Source organism: Corynebacterium falsenii, assembly GCF_020099275.1.
GTDB classification, from domain to species: Bacteria; Actinomycetota; Actinomycetes; order Mycobacteriales; family Mycobacteriaceae; genus Corynebacterium; species Corynebacterium falsenii.
In genome coordinates this window covers 2,447,625-2,465,519 of the sequence record NZ_CP083646.1, presented here as the reverse complement: position 1 = coordinate 2,465,519, position 17,895 = coordinate 2,447,625, and the positions used below count along the sequence as shown (strand labels likewise).

General features: G+C 62.9%; 13 protein-coding genes and 1 tRNA gene. 9 read left to right on the top strand and 5 right to left on the bottom strand.

Annotated elements, in window-relative coordinates; translation table 11 throughout:
- The first annotated feature begins 82 nt into the window (after positions 1–82).
- Entirely contained in the window at positions 83–1,171 is a 1,089-nt protein-coding gene (locus LA343_RS10625) for a YlbL family protein (RefSeq protein WP_025403313.1), read from the top strand.
- Here LA343_RS10625 and LA343_RS10620 read toward each other — a convergent pair.
- A complete protein-coding gene (locus LA343_RS10620; protein WP_025403312.1) occupies positions 1,168–1,716 on the bottom strand; it encodes a PPA1309 family protein in 549 nt (182 codons plus the stop codon). The two genes, LA343_RS10625 and LA343_RS10620, sit on opposite strands and share 4 nt — an antisense overlap.
- Before the next feature lie 130 nt (positions 1,717–1,846).
- Here LA343_RS10620 and LA343_RS10615 point away from each other — a divergent pair, with 130 nt between their 5' ends.
- Together LA343_RS10615 and LA343_RS10610 are read left to right on the top strand one after the other, a co-directional pair.
- Positions 1,847–4,879 (top strand): UPF0182 family protein, encoded by a 3,033-nt coding sequence (locus tag LA343_RS10615; RefSeq protein ID WP_025403311.1) that lies wholly within the window; start codon positions 1,847–1,849, stop codon positions 4,877–4,879.
- A gap of 126 nt (positions 4,880–5,005) precedes the next feature.
- Positions 5,006–5,079 (top strand) — tRNA-Met (locus LA343_RS10610).
- 67 nt (positions 5,080–5,146) lie between these two features.
- On the opposite strand, the gene LA343_RS10605 is transcribed toward LA343_RS10610, so the two are convergent.
- Both LA343_RS10605 and LA343_RS10600 read right to left on the bottom strand, forming a co-directional pair.
- Entirely contained in the window at positions 5,147–6,838 is a 1,692-nt protein-coding gene (locus tag LA343_RS10605; RefSeq protein WP_025403310.1) for an alpha-keto acid decarboxylase family protein, read from the bottom strand.
- Positions 6,839–6,870: 32 nt separating this feature from the next.
- Positions 6,871–7,449: a neocarzinostatin apoprotein domain-containing protein gene (locus LA343_RS10600; RefSeq protein ID WP_025403309.1), complete on the bottom strand. Its 579-nt coding sequence runs from the start codon at positions 7,447–7,449 to the stop codon at positions 6,871–6,873.
- A 231-nt stretch (positions 7,450–7,680) separates the two neighbouring features.
- On the opposite strand from LA343_RS10600, the gene LA343_RS10595 reads away from it, so the two are divergent.
- Both LA343_RS10595 and LA343_RS10590 read left to right on the top strand, forming a co-directional pair.
- The gene (locus LA343_RS10595; RefSeq protein WP_224209164.1) at positions 7,681–8,949 is read left to right on the top strand and encodes an acid phosphatase; all 1,269 of its coding nucleotides are present in this window, start codon (positions 7,681–7,683) and stop codon (positions 8,947–8,949) included.
- Between the two features lie 71 nt (positions 8,950–9,020).
- Positions 9,021–9,803, top strand: coding sequence for a S1 family peptidase (locus LA343_RS10590; protein ID WP_025403307.1), 783 nt, complete (start codon positions 9,021–9,023; stop codon positions 9,801–9,803).
- 6 nt (positions 9,804–9,809) lie between these two features.
- Here LA343_RS10590 and LA343_RS10585 read toward each other — a convergent pair whose 3' ends face one another.
- Complete coding sequence (locus LA343_RS10585) at positions 9,810–10,109, bottom strand: chorismate mutase (protein ID WP_025403306.1); 300 nt, start codon at positions 10,107–10,109, stop codon at positions 9,810–9,812.
- Positions 10,110–10,265: 156 nt separating this feature from the next.
- Between LA343_RS10585 and LA343_RS10580 the strand changes: the two genes are divergently transcribed.
- Positions 10,266–12,905, top strand: a complete 2,640-nt coding sequence (locus tag LA343_RS10580) for an ATP-dependent helicase (RefSeq protein ID WP_039911577.1) — start codon at positions 10,266–10,268, stop codon at positions 12,903–12,905.
- A 57-nt stretch (positions 12,906–12,962) separates the two neighbouring features.
- On the opposite strand, the gene LA343_RS10575 is transcribed toward LA343_RS10580, so the two are convergent.
- Positions 12,963–13,703 carry a M23 family metallopeptidase gene (locus tag LA343_RS10575; RefSeq protein WP_025403304.1) on the bottom strand — a complete coding sequence of 247 codons (741 nt, stop codon included), beginning with the start codon at positions 13,701–13,703 and terminating at the stop codon, positions 12,963–12,965.
- Between the two features lie 356 nt (positions 13,704–14,059).
- Here LA343_RS10575 and LA343_RS10570 point away from each other — a divergent pair, with 356 nt between their 5' ends.
- The 3 genes from LA343_RS10570 to purH are packed head-to-tail and all read left to right on the top strand — an operon-like array spanning position 14,060 to position 17,865.
- Positions 14,060–15,766, top strand: coding sequence for a cell division protein PerM (locus LA343_RS10570; RefSeq protein WP_039910961.1), 1,707 nt, complete (start codon positions 14,060–14,062; stop codon positions 15,764–15,766).
- The gene (gene purN / locus LA343_RS10565; RefSeq protein ID WP_025403302.1) at positions 15,687–16,289 is read left to right on the top strand and encodes a phosphoribosylglycinamide formyltransferase; all 603 of its coding nucleotides are present in this window, start codon (positions 15,687–15,689) and stop codon (positions 16,287–16,289) included. Before LA343_RS10570 ends, purN begins: the two co-directional genes overlap by 80 nt.
- Positions 16,282–17,865 carry a bifunctional phosphoribosylaminoimidazolecarboxamide formyltransferase/IMP cyclohydrolase gene (gene purH / locus LA343_RS10560; RefSeq protein ID WP_025403301.1) on the top strand — a complete coding sequence of 528 codons (1,584 nt, stop codon included), beginning with the start codon at positions 16,282–16,284 and terminating at the stop codon, positions 17,863–17,865. The genes purN and purH overlap by 8 nt, the downstream gene beginning before the upstream one ends.
- The last annotated feature ends 30 nt before the right edge of the window (positions 17,866–17,895 follow it).

The window sequence follows — 17,895 nt, the reverse complement described above, 5'->3', positions numbered from 1 at the left end:
GGGTGCGCGCCGCCCGTTGGCGCGTGTGGCCTTTCATGGTTTCGCTATAGGAACTGGAAGGTCAGAAGGTAATGTGGCTCAGGTGAGTTTTTGGAATCGTCGCAATCGCACCATCGTTATCGGAGCGGTTCCCGTCATCGCCCTCGTCTCCCTGCTGGGCATGCCGCGGATCCCCGGAACGGATATTGACCTGACTGTTCCCTACGCGGCGGAGGGGAAGGGGCCGACGTTCAACACCCTCGGCGATGTCGATGGTCGCCCCGTGGTGCAGATCGAAGGCGAAGAGCCGGATAAGACGACGGGCCACCTCAACATGACCACCGTGTCCGTGCGCACCAACATGACGTTCGCCCAGGCCATGTCCCGCTGGCTCACCACCGACGACACCCTCGTGCCCATCGAACAGGTCCTGCCCAGCGGTAAGAGCCAGGAAGAGGTGCGGGAGCAGAACGCCGCCGCCTTCGCCGCGTCCGAGTCCAACGCGACGATCTCCGCGATGAACTACCTCAAGTGCCCCCTCGAAACGATGGTGGTCAACGTCCGCGAGGGTTCGCCCGCCGCCGACGTCATCAAGGTCAACGACATCATCACCAAGATCGATGACCAGAAGGTCACGCTGCCCGATGATCTGGCCAAGCTCGTCCAGGAACACAAGCCGGGGGAGGACATCACCGTCACCGTCCTGCGGCAATCCCGGGAGAAGACCTTCACCGTCAAGCTGGCGGAAACCCCCAAGAAGCTGCTCCCACCGCACACCAAGGGACCCGTGGCCTTCCTCGGCGTCACCTCCGTGGCGCAACCCTCCGGCGACCTCAAAGTGAAATACAACCTCACCGACATCGGTGGCCCGTCCGCAGGACTCATGTTCTCCATGGCGGTCGTCGACAAGCTCTCCCCGGACAACCTCACGGACGGCAAGTTCGTGGCAGGCACCGGAACTATCGACGCCGAAGGCAAGGTCGGCCCCATTGGTGGCATCACCCACAAGATCGCCGCGGCCAAGGACGCCGGAGCCACCGTCTTCCTCGTGCCGGATCAAAACTGCAAGGAGGCCGTCACCGGCGACGTCGACGGCATCACCTTGCTCAAGGTCGATAGCCTCAGCGACGCGATCAACGATCTCAAGACCTACAACAGCGGCGGCAACGCCTCCACCTGCCAGGCTGGCTAGCGGTCGTCCTCGAACGTGGCGCGCAGCGTTGCTACCACACCGGGTGCGATGTCCTCGCCGCCCAGCAGTTCGATCTTGTCCTGGGCGAACGGGTCATCCTCCAGGTCTTGCTCTGTGGGGCGCAGCTGAATGAGCGTGCGCTCGGCACCCGAGCCATCCTCACCCGCAAGCACCCCGGAGAACAGGCGGGCCTGCCGCGGCTCCTGATCCGCGCCGGGAGCGGAGTTCACGAACACAATCTCTTGAGCCAGGATGGCCCCGACGACTGGTTCCGGCCAGCGGATCGTGGCCACGTAGCTGCCGAGCTCCTCGGATCCCGGGGGAAGGTCATCCGGCAAGTCCTCTTGGACCACGAGGGCAAGGGGGTTCGTTGGGGCGTCGGAATCAACAACAACATCCGCAACAAGCTCATGGGGAACCAGACCAAACAAGGTGGCAGGGTTATCCCACCCCTCCGCGTGCACGAAATCCACCGCCTCGCGAAGGGCGGCGTTGAGTACCCGAACATCGTGAACATCAACGGACTGATTGGCGGACTGATTCATACGAAAGCTCCTGTGTGAACGCTGTGGATGCGGGCAAAAACTGGGGACCCAAGCTGGGTTATGCCTCGAACGAAATTGTACGTATTCTGGAGGAAATCACCGCCTCGGAGGAGAGACACAAGCTTTGAGTATGACCACGCCACCTACCTCTGGCTCCGCGTCCAGGAAGAACCGGCCCGGACCCAGCCGGCGCTCCAAAATACTCGGCACCATAGCAGCCATCGTTGTCGCTGCCTTTTTCCTGGTGCCCGTGATCGTGGGCACCTATACGGACTTCGCCTGGTTCCGCAGTGTGCAATATCAAGGGGTGTTCGTCAACGTCATCGTGACGCGCATCGTTTTGTTCATCGTCTTCGCACTCGTCGGGGCCCTGATCTCCTGGCTGGCCGCCTACATGGCCTACCGGGCCCGACCGGACGAGCTGGACTCCATCGGATCGTCCTCGCCGCTGGTGGAATACCGGCCACTGATCCGCCGCAACCTGCGCCCGTTCCTCATCGGCATCCCGGTGTTCGTCGGCGCAATCTCCGGGCTCATCGCGCAATCCGCATGGCGCACCGCGATGATGTTCCTCAACGGATCGAACTTCGGCGTGCAGGACCCGCAGTTCCACAAGGACCTGAGCTTCTACGCGTTCAACCTGCCGATGCTGCAGTTCATCCTGTCCACCTTCAGCGTGCTGCTCATCGTGGCATTCGTGGTCAACGGCGTGGGGCACTACCTGCTCGGCTCGATCACCACGGGTAATCCGCGCGTGGGGGAGAAGGCATCCATCACGGATGGCGCGCGCCGACAGCTGGTTATCATCGCCGGCCTGTGGATGCTGCTCAAGGCCGTGGACTACTGGTTTGACCGCTACAGTCTCATGAACAAGAACCACGACACGTTCACGGGCGCTGGCTACACAGACGTCAACGCGGTGCTGCCGGCGAAGATCGTGCTGACGATTATCGCGATCTTCGTGGCAGCGATGTTCTTTGTCACCGTGGTCATCAAGGACCTGCGCATCCCGGCGCTGGCTGTGGCCCTCATGGTCGGCTCCTCGCTGGCCATTGGCCTGGCATGGCCCGCGGCGCTGGAACAGTTCAGCGTGAGCCCGAACCGCGCGGAAAAGGAACGCGAGTACATCGCGCGCAACATCGAGGCAACGCGCTATTCCTACGGCATCGGCGACGACAAAGTGACGTACAAGCCCGATTGGGGCGCCGGTGACGAGCCGAAGAGCCCCGAGGTGAAGAAGTCTGTGGCCGACGACGGCGCGACGCTTTCCAACATCCGGCTGCTCGACCCCGAGGTGCTGAGCCCCACGTTCACCCAGCAACAGCAACTGCGTAACTTCTACGGCTTCCCCAAGGAACTGGCCGTGGATAGGTACAACGTGGACGGGCAGATGCGCGACTTCGTGGTCGCCGCCCGTGAGCTCAACCCGAATACTCTTGACGGCAACCAGAAGGACTGGATCAACCGCCACACGGTGTACACCCACGGCAACGGTTTCGTTGCTGCTCCGGCCCGCAAGGTGGATGAGGTCGCCCGCGACGTGGGATCGGCCCGCGGTGGCTACCCCGTGTACACGGTCGCCGACCTGCAGACGCTCAAGACCGGTAGCGAAGGCGGCGACCTCAAGGTCAACCTCGAACAGCCGCGCATCTACTACGGTCCGGTGATTGCGTCTTCGACCCAGCCGAACTCCGACTACGCCATCGTGGGAACCAAGTCCGGCGAGCCGGTGGAGTACGACACCGACACCGAGAACTACAGCTACACCGGTACCGGTGGCGTGGATGTGTCGAATTACTTCAACCGCGTCATGTACTCGGCTCAGTTCGAGTCCATGAAGATGTTGCTGACCGACCGTATCGGTGAAGGTTCGAAGATCGTGTACGAGCGCGACCCCCGTGAGCGCGTGCACAAGGTGGCACCGTGGCTGACCACCGATTCAAAGACATACCCCGTGGTGATCGACGGGCGAGTGAAGTGGATCGTTGATGGCTACACCACGTTGGATAACCTGCCGTACTCTCAGCGCACGACGCTGACCGACACCACCGCGGATGCAATCAATCCCGGTGGCGTGAATCAGAACCAACTGGTTACCGACTCCGTGAGCTACATCCGCAACTCGGTCAAGGCCGTGGTGGATTCCTATGACGGCTCGGTGGATCTGTACGCCTTCGACGAGGGCGACCCAGTGCTCAAGGCCTGGCGGGGAGCATTCCCCGACGTGGTGAAGCCGAAGTCGGACATCAGCCCGGACCTCATGAACCACCTCCGGTACCCCGAGGATATGTTCAAGGTTCAGCGCGAGCTCATCGCGAAGTACCACGTGTCTGACCCCGGCGTGTTCTTCACCAACGATGCGTTCTGGTCGGTGCCCTCCGACCCGACCGCTCCGCGGGATCGCCAGGAGCTGGCACAGCCGCCGTACTACGTGGTGGCCGCCAACCCCCGCACTGGCAAGTCTGAGTACCAGCTCATCACCCCGTTCCGCGGTCTGCACCGCGAGTACTTGGCTGCGCACATGACGGTCTCGTCCGACCCGAATACCTACGGCCAGATGTACGTGCGCGTGCTGCCGACCGGAACCCAGACCCTGGGCCCGACGCAGGCGCAGGACACGATGATGTCCTCGGACGCCATCGCACGGGAACGCACCCTGCTGGAAGGCACGAACCGCCTGACCAACGGCAACCTGCTGACGCTGCCGGTGGGCAAGGGGCAGATCCTCTACGTGGAGCCCGTGTACTCCCAGCGCAGCGGGCAGGACTCCGCATTCCCGAAGCTCCTGCGCGTGCTGGTGTACTTCAACGGTCAGGTTGGCTACGCCCCGACGATCGCCGAGGCGCTGAGCCAGGTTGGTATTGACGCCGCCCAGGCGACCTCTATCAAGGAAGCCGATGGATCCGTGGTGAAGCCGGAGGACAACTCCTCGGGTACCGACAATAAGGGCCAGCAGGACGGTAATCAGTCCTCGACCAAGCCGAATAACCAGTCCAACGCAGGGTCCGGAGATACCACTCCGGAGCAGCGCGTGCGCGATGCCATGGACAAGGTCAACCAGGCACGCAACAGCGGCAGCTACGAGGACTTCGGCCGAGCGCTGGACGAGCTGGATAAGGCCGTGCAGCAGCTGCAGACGACCCGTCAGGGAGAAGGCCAGTAGTCGGTAGTGGCCAGCAGCCGGTAGGCCGGCGGGTGGTCGCTGACCAGGCGATTTCACTTCTGTAGCGCAGTGCGTTACAGTAGTGGAGTCGCTGACAAGGACGGATGTTCTTGATCATGCACCCGTCGCGGGGTGGAGCAGCTCGGTAGCTCGCTGGGCTCATAACCCAGAGGTCGTAGGTTCGAATCCTGCCCCCGCTACAATGAACCCCTCAATCCTCTTTTCGAGGATTGAGGGGTTTCTTCGTGCTCCTGGGAGCCTCGGATTCTAGGGGTTTCGAGGTCCCCGTGGGCCGTAGTCGAATTCCGCAGTCATCGGGCCGAAAGCCTTCAGTCCGGCTGGCGCATCCTTCGGGTCGAGGTGCAGTTCCACGAAGGCGCCCCTGTCTGATTTGTCTGACCGTTCGATGGCCGCGAGGGCTTCGGCCAGCTCACCTTCGGTCCGCACGGAATAGGAATCCATACTGGGGTTGGCTGCGAACACTGCGGGGAGTTCTGAGTATTTCCAATTCGCAATGTCATTGTATTGGCGATCCATGCCCAGGATGTACCGTTCGATGGTGTAACCCGCGTTGTTGAGCAGGAACACGATCGGCGTTTGTTGTTCGCGGAGGATAGTGGACAATTCCTGGACGGTGAGTTGGAAGGAACCATCACCGATAAACAGGAGGTGGCGTTTTTCGGGGGCGGCCATCTGGCTGCCCATGAGCGCCGGGAGGGTGTATCCGATCGAGCCCCAGATGGCCGAGTTGATGTAGGTGACGTTGGCGGGCATCCGCTGGGCGCTGAGGCCGATGTTTGACGTGCCGGCTTCCGTGATGATCGTGTCGCCCTCTCGGAGAAACTCCTTGAGCTGTGGCCAGAGCCGGGCGTGAGTCAGCTCTGCTTCGGCATGAGGCTCAAAGGGGTCCGCTTCCGGCACGTTGTCAGCAGGCGCGGGCATCTCGCCGGTCGCCGTAGGTACGCGGTCGATGAACTCCCGTAGCACTTGCGTGGTATCCAGGCCCACGTAGTGCGTGCCATGGATATTGACATGCTGATCGCCGAGGTCGATGGTGTGCTCTTCACTGATGGATTGCGAGAAGCTGCCGGAGTTGACCTCGATAAACCGTGGGGTACAGGTGAACAGCAGATCCGCGCCTTCCACCGCCTCTTGCACGCCCGGCCACGACGCCGCACCGTTGTACACCCCAAGGAACAGCGGATGTTGCTCGCTGAGCAGCGCCTTGCCGGAGGACATCAGCGCGTAGGGCAGGTGGGTCTTGTCCACCAATTGCTCGAACAGCGTGAGGAACCCGTGGCGCTGCGCATCCTGGTCAACGAGCAAAACGGGGTTCTTCGCGGCAGAGAACTCCTCCAACAGCGCGTCCAAGACAGCGTCCAATTGCGCTGGATCGGAGGGCTCCAGGGAGGTATCCAGTGGGGCGTCGGGAACGGTGATCTCTAGGTGGGAGATATCGGAGGGGAGCTGAAGGTGGACGGGGCGCTTTTCTCGGAGGGCGGCGCGGATAGCGCTGTCGATTTCGTCGACGGCGTTCATCGGGGTGATGCGATCGGCGACCGCCGCGAAGGGGCGCACGGATTCGAGCATATTGCCGAAGTTGCCGTCGGCTAGGGTGTGGTGCAGAAGCCAACGCTTCTCGGTGGCAAACAGCGGTGGGCTGCCCGCAATGGAGATCATCGGGATGTGTTCGCAGGCCGCGCCGGCCAAGCCGTTGAGTGCGGAGAGCTCGCCCAAGCCATATGTCGTCAGCAGGCAGGAGACGCCGCGGCTGCGGGAGTACCCGTCGGCGGCGTAGGCCGCGTTGAGCTCGTTGGTGGCACCGACAAACCGGATGCCGTCTGCCGCCTCAATTTGTTCGAGCCAGTTGAGGTTGAAATCTCCGGGAACACCGATGATCTCGGTGATGCCGACTTCCTTGAGCCGCCGGATGAGGAAATCGCCGATAGTCATACGCATGAGGCGTACTTTACTCGGCAATCGCGTGCTTGTTAGCGCGCGAAGGTGATGTCCTGATCGGCGTAGGGCTTGAAATTCTCGGTGTGATCGCCAAAGAGCTTGACCACGCACTTGTCTTTCATGCAATCCACGTTCTCGCCCGTGGGGACTGCCTTGAGCTTGACGTCCGCAGTGCCGTCTTCCTTCATGCCCACGGTGCCGCCGGAGCGCTTGACCCACTGCTGAGAGCCGGCATCCCCGCGCTGGCCGGTGCAATCGGGAACGCGGCCTGTGGTGTCCTTCTTGCAGATACCCACGTAGTAGCCCAAGTCTGGATTGAGTCCGGTGAGTTTTACGGTCAGCTCACTGTTCGGCTGAACTGGCTTGTCGAGCGACGGGGTGATGGTCATGGACGTTCCCGTTGCTTCGTCGGCAAGGGCGGCCGTCGCGGAGGTTGCTGCCGAGTCTGCAGCTGATGCGGCAGCGTTGCCCTCGCTGGACACATCGCTGGCGACGTCCTTAGCCTCCTCTGTGGAGCATCCAGCAATGGCAAGCACGGAAGCGCTGAGTACAGCGACTGCACAGGTGCGGAGCGAACGGTTCGGGCGCTGGTGAAACGTCTTTTTACTCATACTTTTATTTTAAGACACTGGATGGAGCGTGGAAAGATGCGAAAATTTCGCTGAAGGGGGATAGAATCACGCCAGAGGGATGTTTTGGGCAGAAACATATACTTCGAGCAGTTTCCATCGACTCGTCACGTAAACGTCAAGAGCAGTTCACCTGCCGTTCACCATCTGTCCCTAGGCTTCTCCTGTGCTAAAAAATAGCGCTCCATCTCCTGTGTGAAAGGTCTCTGTGCGGTGGCAATTCTCAACAATGTCGGAAAAACAGCTATCGCGGCGGTTGCGGCCACTGCAGTGTCGCTGAGCGTTGTCCCCAGCGCTGCTGCTGCCGAACTCCCCGATGGTGTTTCCGTGCCCCCGGTGGCCGGTGCCGAGGCTGTGCCGACGTACCCCACGCCGGTGCATCACCCCGGCGCGCCCGTGCCGCAGCCGTTCAGCCCCGATTATGTGGGCGGCTACATCTCCGACATCAGCTCCTACGATTACGGCGTGTACTGGCAGCCCATCAACGGGTTTGAGGATCTACGCGCGAACCACCCCGAGGTCATGCAGGAGAACCTAGACCGCGTGGTGCAGATCAATAATGAGGCCAAGAACAACCCGGCCCAAATTCAGCGGGCGCAAAACGATGCGATGGCCGATAAGGACGGCGTGCTTAAGGCCTTTTCCGACGCCCTCGGATCGGAACTGGGCGGATACTTCCTCGACGCACTCAACGAGAACCGTCTTCCGAAGACCACTTTCCTGCTGGGCGGCGGCTACACCGCACGTGCTGGTGGCCTGGCTTCCTCCACCTTCGCCGAGAAGGAGTACTTCGGCTACGAGCGTCCCTTCGTTGTGGCGCCGGATCGCATCAACCGTTACGAGTCCCCGCAACGCGATCTCTACGGAACCTCCAAGTCCTTTCCCTCTGGTCACACCAACCAGGCCACCTGGGCAACCACGCTGCTGACCATGGCTCTTCCCGAGCTCGGTCCCCAGATCCTCGACCGTGGTGCCGAGGCGGGCTACAACCGCATGGTGCTCGGTGTGCACTACCCGCTCGATGTCATCGGTGGCCGCATCACCGGCACCGCCGCCGCTGCTGATCGCTGGAACGACCTGAAGATGCGCGATGCCATCCGCCAGGCCGGCGACGAGATCCGCGCGGAGCTGCAGTGGCGCGCAGGGCGCCCCCTTGCCGACGTCATCGCCACGGACACTCCCTACCGCACCACCTCGCAGGCCGTTGCGGAGTACACCCAGCGCATGACCCACGGCCTCAAGCCGGTCTACAACCAGAACGCTCCGATGATCGTGCCGCAGGCCGCCCCCGACCTGCTGCTGCCGAAGTTCCCGAACCTCACCTACAACCAGCGCGCTGAGGTGCTTCGCCAGACCGCGCTGCCGGCTGGCTACCCGCTGGACAAGCAGGGCCCGGAGGGCTCCTGGCAGCGCATCAACCTCGCTGCGGCGTACGCCGCCACGGTTGATGTGGCTGCCGACGGATCTGTCACCGTCCACTAAACGATAGTCTGGATCGCATGATTCGCGCCTTTTCTCGCAGAACCCGTGCCGCTGCGGCAGTTGGTCTCGCAATGACTGTCGCAGCTTCCGTGGTGGCACCGCAGGCGACAGCCCAGAGCTTGTCATCTGACCCGATGCTGTCGTACGAGATCAAACCTCTCGATGATCTTCTCAACGCCACGGGCGAGCCTGGCCCCCACCGCGTCCCGGGTCACTATTTCACCTCGCCGCAGCCACCCCAGGCACAGCTGGACATTGCCCCCACCGCTCTGGTCGGCCCGTCCACTCCTGTGATCGTTGGCGAAAGTGTGTGCACCCTTGCCGTCACCGGTGTCGACCGTGACGGGCACAAGGTTGGCATCACCGCCGGGCACTGCGGCAAAGCTGGGGATCCCGTCACGTCCTTCGACCTTCCCTCCACGGGCCAGATCGGAACGTTCGTGCGCGCCGGTGAGCCCGATTACGGCGTGATCGAATTCAACGACGACGTGCAGATCACGCGGACCTACAACAACGTCACCATCGACCAGCTCGGTGGCGCCCAGCCCGGCCCGTTCCAGCAGCTCTGCAAGACCGGTGTCACCACGGGCACGAAGTGCGGCCCCTTCCTTGGTGTATCCGAGCCGTTCCTCATCAGCCACATCTGCGGATCCATTGGGGATTCCGGTGGCCCGTTGTACCAAGATCGCCGACTCGTCGGCATCGTCAACGGCGGGGTCGGGCAGCTGCCTTCCTGCCACACGCCACTGCAGGGACCGATCCACGCCCCAGTCGCCGGGATGTCGTGGAACGCTATCGCCGCGGACATGGATAAGGTCGGCGGGATCGGCGCCGGCTTCGCACTGCCGGCCTAGTTAATCTCAGCCGAGCCGACCGCGCCCGAGCTGAAGCAGAGCCTTGGCGATATCGACACCTTCGGGGCCAAACTCTTGGCGGAACTGGTTGATGATGGCGACCTCGCGGGTATACACCAACTTCGTGCCGCCGGAACCCAGGCGGGTCTTGCCGATCGCTTTGGACACGTCGCTGCGCCGATGGATAGCGTCGATAATGACGCGGTCGAGGCGGTTGATTTCCTCGCGGTAAGATTGGATTTCTGAATCCGAGAGAGGGTCGTCGGTGCCCGAAGGCATGCGTACCCGGAACTCGTTGTCGCTCATGGCGGTTATTGTACTGCGTGGGAAAGATATGTGGAGCGATGTGGGAAGGCTGCGCGAAGGCTGTGGCAAAGCGATGCGAAGTGTTCAGACGAAAGGAAGGCCGAGGACGCGATGAGTGATCACCTGTTTGACCTACCTCTGCCGGAGGAACCGCCGATGGAGGACGCGCCCCCGGAAGACCTGCCACCGGAGGGGTACGAGGACGTGCTGGCGGCCTTCAACGCTTCCCGCGCGGCCGAGGCGCAACGACCCGCACGGGCAGCGGGGGAGAGCCCACGTGGGGATGAGGGTGAGCACACGGACGCGATTCTCGAGGGGCTTAACCCGCAGCAGAAGCAAGCCGTGATGCACATGGGCAGCCCGCTGCTCATCGTGGCAGGTGCGGGCTCGGGCAAGACGAGCGTGCTGACCCGCCGCATCGCCTACCTGCTGGACCACGGCGTGGCACCGTGGCAGATTCTTGCCATCACCTTCACCAACAAGGCCGCAGCGGAAATGCGCGAGCGTGTCACGGACCTGGTGGGGCCGGACGCTGAGCGGATGTGGGTGTCTACCTTCCACTCCATGTGCGTGCGCTTGCTGCGGGCCAACGCGCACCTCGTGAAGGGCTTGAACACTAACTTCACGATCTACGATTCGGACGATTCCAAGCGGCTTATCACCATGGTGATCAAGGATGCCGGTGCGGATCTCAAGGAATTCGCACCGCGGGCCGTGCTCTCGGTGATCTCCAATTGGAAAAACGAGCTCATCGACCCGCAGGGTGCGCTGGCTGAAGCCCAGGGGAATTCCGATTCCCACCGAATGCAGGTAGCTGAGTTCTACGCCACCTACCAACGGCGGTTGCGGGCGGCTAACGCGGTGGACTTCGATGACCTCATCGGAGAGGTCGTTCACATACTCAAGACCAACCCGGCCGTGGCTGAGCACTACCGCCGGAGGTTCCGCCACGTGCTCGTGGATGAGTACCAGGACACCAACCACGCGCAATATGAACTCGTGTCCACACTGGTGGGCAAGGGCGATACCGCTGGCGAGCTGTGTGTGGTGGGCGACGCTGATCAGTCGATCTATGCCTTCCGTGGAGCGACCATTCGGAACATCGAGGAATTCGAGCGGGACTATCCCAATGCCACCACGATCCTGCTGGAGCAAAACTACCGATCCACGCAGACGATCCTTACCGCTGCAAACGCGGTGATTGATCGCAACCAGGGGCGTCGACCAAAGAAGCTGTGGACCGAATTCGGCGACGGCGACAACATCGGCGGATACGTCGCCGACAATGAGCACGACGAGGCGCGGTTCATCGCCGAGCAGATCGATGATCTCGTGGACAACCACGGCTACCGCTATGGCGATATCGCGGTGATGTACCGCACGAACAATGCTTCGCGCGCGGTGGAAGACGTGCTGGTGCGCTCCGGCCTGCCCTACAAGGTAGTGGGAGGAACGCGGTTCTACGAGCGCAAGGAGATCCGAGACATCGTGGCCTACCTCAAGGTGCTCGACAACCCCGAGGATGCCGTGGCGCTGCGACGGATCATCAACACCCCGCGCCGGGGAATCGGCGACCGCGCGCTGTCGTTGGTGACGGTGCATGCAGACAACCACGGAATCTCCTTCGCCAGTGCGCTGCGGGACGCCGCTGAGGGAAAGGTCGCCCGGCTCTCCGGCCGGGGCCGCAACGGCATCGCGGGCTTCCTGGAGATGATGGACGGCCTACGCGAGCGCATGGACCAGGCGGAAATGACGGCCAGCGACGGCAGCGGCTTAGGGCTGCCGGACCTCGGGCAGATCGTCAAGGCCGTCATGGATGTCACGGGCTACGAGGAGGAACTGGAAAAGTCCAACGACCCGCAGGACGGATCGCGGTTGGACAACCTCAACGAGCTGGTGAGCGTCGGCCACGAGTTCTCGCAAGAAGCCGCGAACCTCAAGGCCTACGTGGACATGCCCGGTGAGGCCGCCGACGGGGAAGTCAACACCGCTGCGCTACTGGCGGAAGGCGAGGCGGAATTGGGGAGCCTGCAGGCGTTCCTCGAGCGCGTGAGCCTCGTGGCAGATGCTGACCAAATCCCAGCGGAAGAACAGGACATGGTCACCCTCATGACACTGCACACGGCCAAGGGGCTGGAATTCCCCGTGGTCTTCCTCACCGGCTGGGAGGACGGGCAGTTTCCGCACATGCGCGCTCTGGGGGACCCCACGGAGCTCGCCGAGGAACGCCGTCTTGCGTACGTGGGTATCACCCGTGCGAAGCGGCGGCTGTTCCTCAGCCGGGCGATCACCCGCAGCGGATGGGGCACACCGGTGACCAACCCGCCCTCACGGTTCCTCTCCGAGGTGCCCGATGAGCTTGTGGAGTGGATTCGGGAGGAACCCTCGCACGGATCCTATGGCGGTAGCTACGGTGGTGGCTATGCAGATGGCACCAGCTTTAGTAGTTCGTGGAGCTCTGGCCGTGGGGAGGATTCGGAATGGACGGCGTCTGCCTACTCGGGAGCTACTGGGGCTACCGGGTCTACAGGGGCTTCTGGGTCTTCGCGATCGTCACGCCCGAGTCCGCAGAGGACTCCCGCACGCAGCGCAGCCGGTCGTGGCGGTGCGAGGGGCGGGCAAGCCAAGGCGTTGGAGCTCGAGGTTGGCGACAAGGTCAACCACGATAAGTACGGTCTGGGGACCGTCACATCCGTGGGGCACAACGGCCCCTTCGCCACGTGCATGATCGACTTCGGCTCCAAGGGTACGGTGCGTCTCATGCTGACGGCGGGCGTGCCGATGGAGAAGCTATAGCAACGACAACAGGCCCCCGCGGAACGGCGGGAGCCTGTGAGAGGTAGTAACGACGTCTTAGACGAAGATGTTGCGGGCTGCGAGCCACGGCACGGGGTCGATGGCCTCGCCACCGCCGGGATGCACCTCGAAGTGCAGGTGAGTTCCGGTGGAGAAGCCCTCGTTGCCCATACCAGCGATCTTCTGACCAGCGGTCACGTGCTGGCCAACGGTGACGTCGATGGTGGCAACGTGGCCGTAGACGGTGATGGTGCCATCATCGTGCTTGACGCGCACCCACTGGCCGAAGCCGGAGGCGGGGCCAGCGTCGATGACGGTGCCGTCCTCCACGGAGAGGATCGGGGTGCCGATGACGTTAGCGATGTCGATGCCCTTGTGCATGGTGCCCCAACGCATGCCGAACGGGGAGGTGAATGCACCGTCTGCGGGTTTCACAGCGAGGGGAGCGCGGGCAGCGAGATCGGCTGCGATGCGCTCCTGAGCGAAACGCAGTGCGGAGTCCAGCTGGCCAGCCAGATCAGACACGGGCTTGGCCTGCGGAACCTCGAGGATCTGGGGAGTCTGGGGCGCCTCCGGAGCAGCCGCTGGTGCGGTACCCTGACCCTGAGCCAGGATTGCCGTGGCGGGGGCGTGACCAGCGTTACCGTCTTCAGCTTGAGCAGCGCCTGCGGTGGCGCCTGCAGCGCCAGCGGAGGTGACGGCACCGGCAGCGACAGCGACGAAAGCGACGCGACGCTTTGCGCTGTTATCGAGCTTGCGGTGTGCACCTGCGCGACGCGCCTCAGAGGAGATCTTCACTGAATCGTTACCTTTTCGTCATGGACGTGTGGATTTTCGTGACCACTTCGTTATCAACGAGACGTAACATTAACGCGTAAGTACCCAGTGGGCAAGCTATTTCGGCAAAAAATAACGATCCGATATCGATTACCGTCGGATTTACTGTGGTGATGGAAGCCTCAGTTCAGTAAAGGTGCAGCTCAACGGCGATTTTGGGCGGGTATGTGATTTGCGGCACTGGGGAGGGGAGGTTTGTTTGTAATATCTGCAAACTCTCCAGCGATGGTTGAAGGTTGGCTGTGCTCTGCCGAGATCTCCCTCCCCAAGGTGAGTCAGTACCACGTTTAGATCACGAGCTAGGCACAATAGATGGGGTGAGTAAGCAACCCGATGCGCAGCGCCCTGGATCCCGCCGTCCTGCCTCGCCCAGCCGCCGCACTCCCCGCAGGGGGACCGGTAGCCAGCGGTCGAGGGACGTGCGGTCTACTCGGCAGTCGGTGACCCCGAACAGGAATACTGAGAGGAAGACCGAAAGGACGCGCCGCGGCAGCGCCGCCCAGGAGAGCTTTGTTGCGGCCCCCTCCACCGCAGTCGGCAGCTCCGCCTCCCGTGCGGTGCCGACCGCGAAGAAGGGGACGGGTAGTGGCGTCGATGTGAAAAAGACATCCGCGATCGGCGCGTGGTGGGAAACATGGAAACCCCACGTTCGCAAGTACGGCCCGCAGATTCTCATTAATCACGGAGCGACCATTGGCGTGATTGCCGTGATTGCTGTGATCGTGGGCATCGGGGCCGGGTTCTCCATTATCCCCGCCACCATCGGTTCCCTGTGGATGGTGTTCAATCTCGCCCCGGTGACGATCGGCGGCGCGGAGCTTGGCTTTAGTCCGCTGTTGCCCGCGATGATTCTGGTAGCAATCCACTCGCGCCGCGCAACGGCCACGCTCGGGAACTCGATCAGCGTGCGGGGATTGCGCGTGTTCGCCACCCTCAGCCTGCTGATCCCCGCCCTGCTGACGTGCATTGCCTGGCTGATGATCTGGGACGCTAGCGGAGTTTACGACGTGTCGCCCCCGAACCTGCTGACGGCACTCGTTGCCACGGTGCTCGTCAACGGTGCCTCCGTAGTCATTGGTATGCGCCCACGGGTGTGGCGCGCCCTGCTGCTGCGCCGACAGCTGTCCACCTGGCCGGTCGAGGCGTTCCGCCTAGCGGGCCGATTCCTCGGATGGATGACGATCGCAGGCGCAGTTGCCGCGCTGATCTCCCTGCTAACGAACCTCAACGCTTTCGAAAGCGCCTACGCCATCACATCCGACACGCTCGGTGTGATCGGCTTGAGTCTTGTGGCGCTGGCCTACCTGCCGAACATTGCACTCGGCGGGGCAGCCGTGTTGCTGGGTGGAGAGTTCCACATCGGAAACGGAGCAGTCAGCCTGTTTACCGCCGACAACGTGAACCTTCCGCCCGTGCCGATTCTGGCGGCAATTCCCAACCAGACGATTCCTTACGGGGGCTTCCTCTTGCTCGTGCCGGCCGTGGTGTCCGTGGTGACGGTCTACGGCTTCGTTCGCAAGCGCGGGTACATCGAGGCGCCGGCGTTGCTGGCCATCGGCAGCGGAGCCGCGGCCGCGTTCATTGGTTTCTGTGCCGCGTGGCTATCCGGTGGCGAGCTCGGGGTCTACGGCAACACTGGGCCCCTCGTGTGGCTCTTTGCGGTCGAACTGGGCGTGTGGCTGCTGGTCCCTGCGACTGTGATCATGGTGGTTATCGCGCGTGCAGGGGACAAGGTGGTCGAGGACGTGCCGGATGTCCCGCCATCCGAAGACAACATTGAGGCGGGCAACGTTGAGGCCGCCGAAGATAATACTGAGGCGGGGGAGAACGTAGCGGCGTCGGATGACAAGGGCGAAAGCCCGGCGGAACCCGAAGACGAACAAGACACAGAAGACACAGCAGACACGGACTCAACAGAGGAAGCAGACAATGGCGGAAACGGCGATGAAGATAGTGATCCTCGCGAGCGGAACGGGAACGCTGCTCCAGAGCGTGATCGACAACGTGGACACGACGAAAATTGACATCCTCGCCGTGGGCAGCGACCGGCAGTGCGAGGCGCTCGACCGCGCCGAGCGCGCCGGGATCCCCACGTTCAGGGTGGACTACATCCCCCGCGCCACCGACCGCGACCAGTGGAACCGCGACCTCGCCGACGCGCTCGCAGGCTACGCGCCGGACCTCGTGGTCAGCGCCGGTTTCATGCGCATCATCGGCGCCCACGTGGTGGAGCGTTTCGCCGGAAAGATCATCAACACCCACCCGGCACTGCTGCCGGCCTTCCCCGGAGCGCACGCCGTGGCGGACGCGATGGCCTACGGGGTGCGCGTCACCGGAACCACAGTCCATATAGTGGATAGTGGTGTGGATACCGGCCCAATCCTCGATCAGCGGCCGGTGACAGTCCACTCAGACGACACAGTTGAGACCTTGCATGAAAGAATAAAGGAAACCGAACGGGCACTGCTCGTGGACGTTTTGCACCGCATCGCGGAGCTCGGGATCAGCATCGAAGGACGAAAGGCCAGGATCGGCAGCCATGACTGACAACAACCAGGACAAAAAGCACATCCGCCGCGCGCTCATTAGCGTGTACGACAAAACCGGGCTTGAAGAGCTCGCTGCCGGCCTGCATGAGCAGGGCGTGGAGATCGTGTCCACCGGCTCCACCGCGAAGAAGATCGCGGATGCCGGCGTGCCGGTCACCGAAGTGGAGCAGCTCACCGGTTTCCCGGAAGTCCTGGAAGGTCGCGTGAAGACCCTGCACCCGCGCGTGCACGCCGGAATCCTGGCCGACACCCGCAAGGATGACCACCTCCAGCAACTCGAAGACCTCGACATCGAGGCATTCCAGCTGGTGGTGGTCAACTTGTATCCCTTCACCCAGACCGTGGCCTCCGGCGCTGGCTTCGACGAGTGCGTGGAGCAGATCGATATCGGCGGGCCCTCCATGGTGCGCGCCGCGGCAAAGAACCACCCGTCCGTGGCCGTGATCGTGGACCCGGAGCGCTATGACGATGTGGTTCGCGCCGCCGAGTCCGGTGGATTCACCCGCGAAGAGCGTGCCCACCTGGCCGCCGAGGCGTTCCGCCACACCGCCAACTACGACATGGCTGTGGCGAACTGGATGGGGCAAGCAATCCTGGACGAGGAAGAGCGCTTCCCCGAATGGCTGGGCTGCAGCTACGAGCGCAAGAACGTGCTGCGCTACGGCGAGAACCCGCACCAGGCCGCCGCGTTGTACGCCAACGGCGAGGGCCTCGCCAATGCCGAGCAGTTCCACGGCAAGGAAATGAGCTACAACAACTACACGGACTCCGACGCAGCGTGGCGCGCCGCCTGGGATCACAAGCGCCCCACCGTGGCGATCATCAAGCACGCGAACCCCTGCGGCATCGCCGTGTCCGATGAGTCCATCGCCGAGGCGCACAAGCGCGCTCACGCCTGCGACCCGGTATCTGCCTACGGCGGTGTGATCGCTGCGAACCGCGAGGTGACCGTGGAGATGGCGAACCAGGTTGCCGAGATCTTCACCGAGGTCATCATCGCCCCCAGCTACGAAGAGGGCGCGATCGACGTGCTCTCGCAGAAGAAGAACATCCGCATTTTGCAGGCGCCGGAGCCGGGCAGCAACCGCCCGATCGTGGAGTCCCGCGAGATCTCCGGCGGCCTGCTGCTGCAGCAGCGTGACCTCATTGACGCCCACGGTGACTACACCAACAACTGGACCCTGGCTGCCGGTGAGCCCGCCGATTCGGAGACTCTCGCCGAGCTGGAGTTCGCATGGCGTTCCGTACGCGCGGTGAAGTCCAACGCCATCCTGCTGGCCAAGGGCGGCGCCACCGTGGGCGTGGGCATGGGGCAGGTCAACCGCGTGGACGCCGCAAAGCTCGCTGTGGAGCGCGCGAACTCCCTCGCAGGGGACGAGGAGCGCGCCCGTGGTGCGGTGGCTGCCTCCGATGCGTTCTTCCCCTTCGCCGATGGCTTCGAGGTTTTGGCCGACGCCGGTGTGCGGGCAGTCGTTCAGCCGGGTGGATCGGTTCGTGATGCCGAGGTTATCGAAGCGGCCAACAAGGCGGGCGTGACGATGTACCTTACTGGTGAGCGGCACTTTGCCCACTAGGGGCTGGCCGGGCCGCGTGAGGCGTTGAGA

Coding starts and splice junctions, on each gene's coding strand:
- LA343_RS10620 (WP_025403312.1), bottom strand. CDS start 1,716: ATGAATCAGTCCGCCAATCAGTCCGTTGATGTTCACGATGTTCGGGTA.
- LA343_RS10615 (WP_025403311.1), top strand. CDS start 1,847: ATGACCACGCCACCTACCTCTGGCTCCGCGTCCAGGAAGAACCGGCCC.
- LA343_RS10605 (WP_025403310.1), bottom strand. CDS start 6,838: ATGCGTATGACTATCGGCGATTTCCTCATCCGGCGGCTCAAGGAAGTC.
- LA343_RS10600 (WP_025403309.1), bottom strand. CDS start 7,449: ATGAGTAAAAAGACGTTTCACCAGCGCCCGAACCGTTCGCTCCGCACC.
- LA343_RS10590 (WP_025403307.1), top strand. CDS start 9,021: ATGACTGTCGCAGCTTCCGTGGTGGCACCGCAGGCGACAGCCCAGAGC.
- LA343_RS10585 (WP_025403306.1), bottom strand. CDS start 10,109: ATGAGCGACAACGAGTTCCGGGTACGCATGCCTTCGGGCACCGACGAC.
- LA343_RS10580 (WP_039911577.1), top strand. CDS start 10,266: ATGGAGGACGCGCCCCCGGAAGACCTGCCACCGGAGGGGTACGAGGAC.
- purN (WP_025403302.1), top strand. CDS start 15,687: ATGAAGATAGTGATCCTCGCGAGCGGAACGGGAACGCTGCTCCAGAGC.
- purH (WP_025403301.1), top strand. CDS start 16,282: ATGACTGACAACAACCAGGACAAAAAGCACATCCGCCGCGCGCTCATT.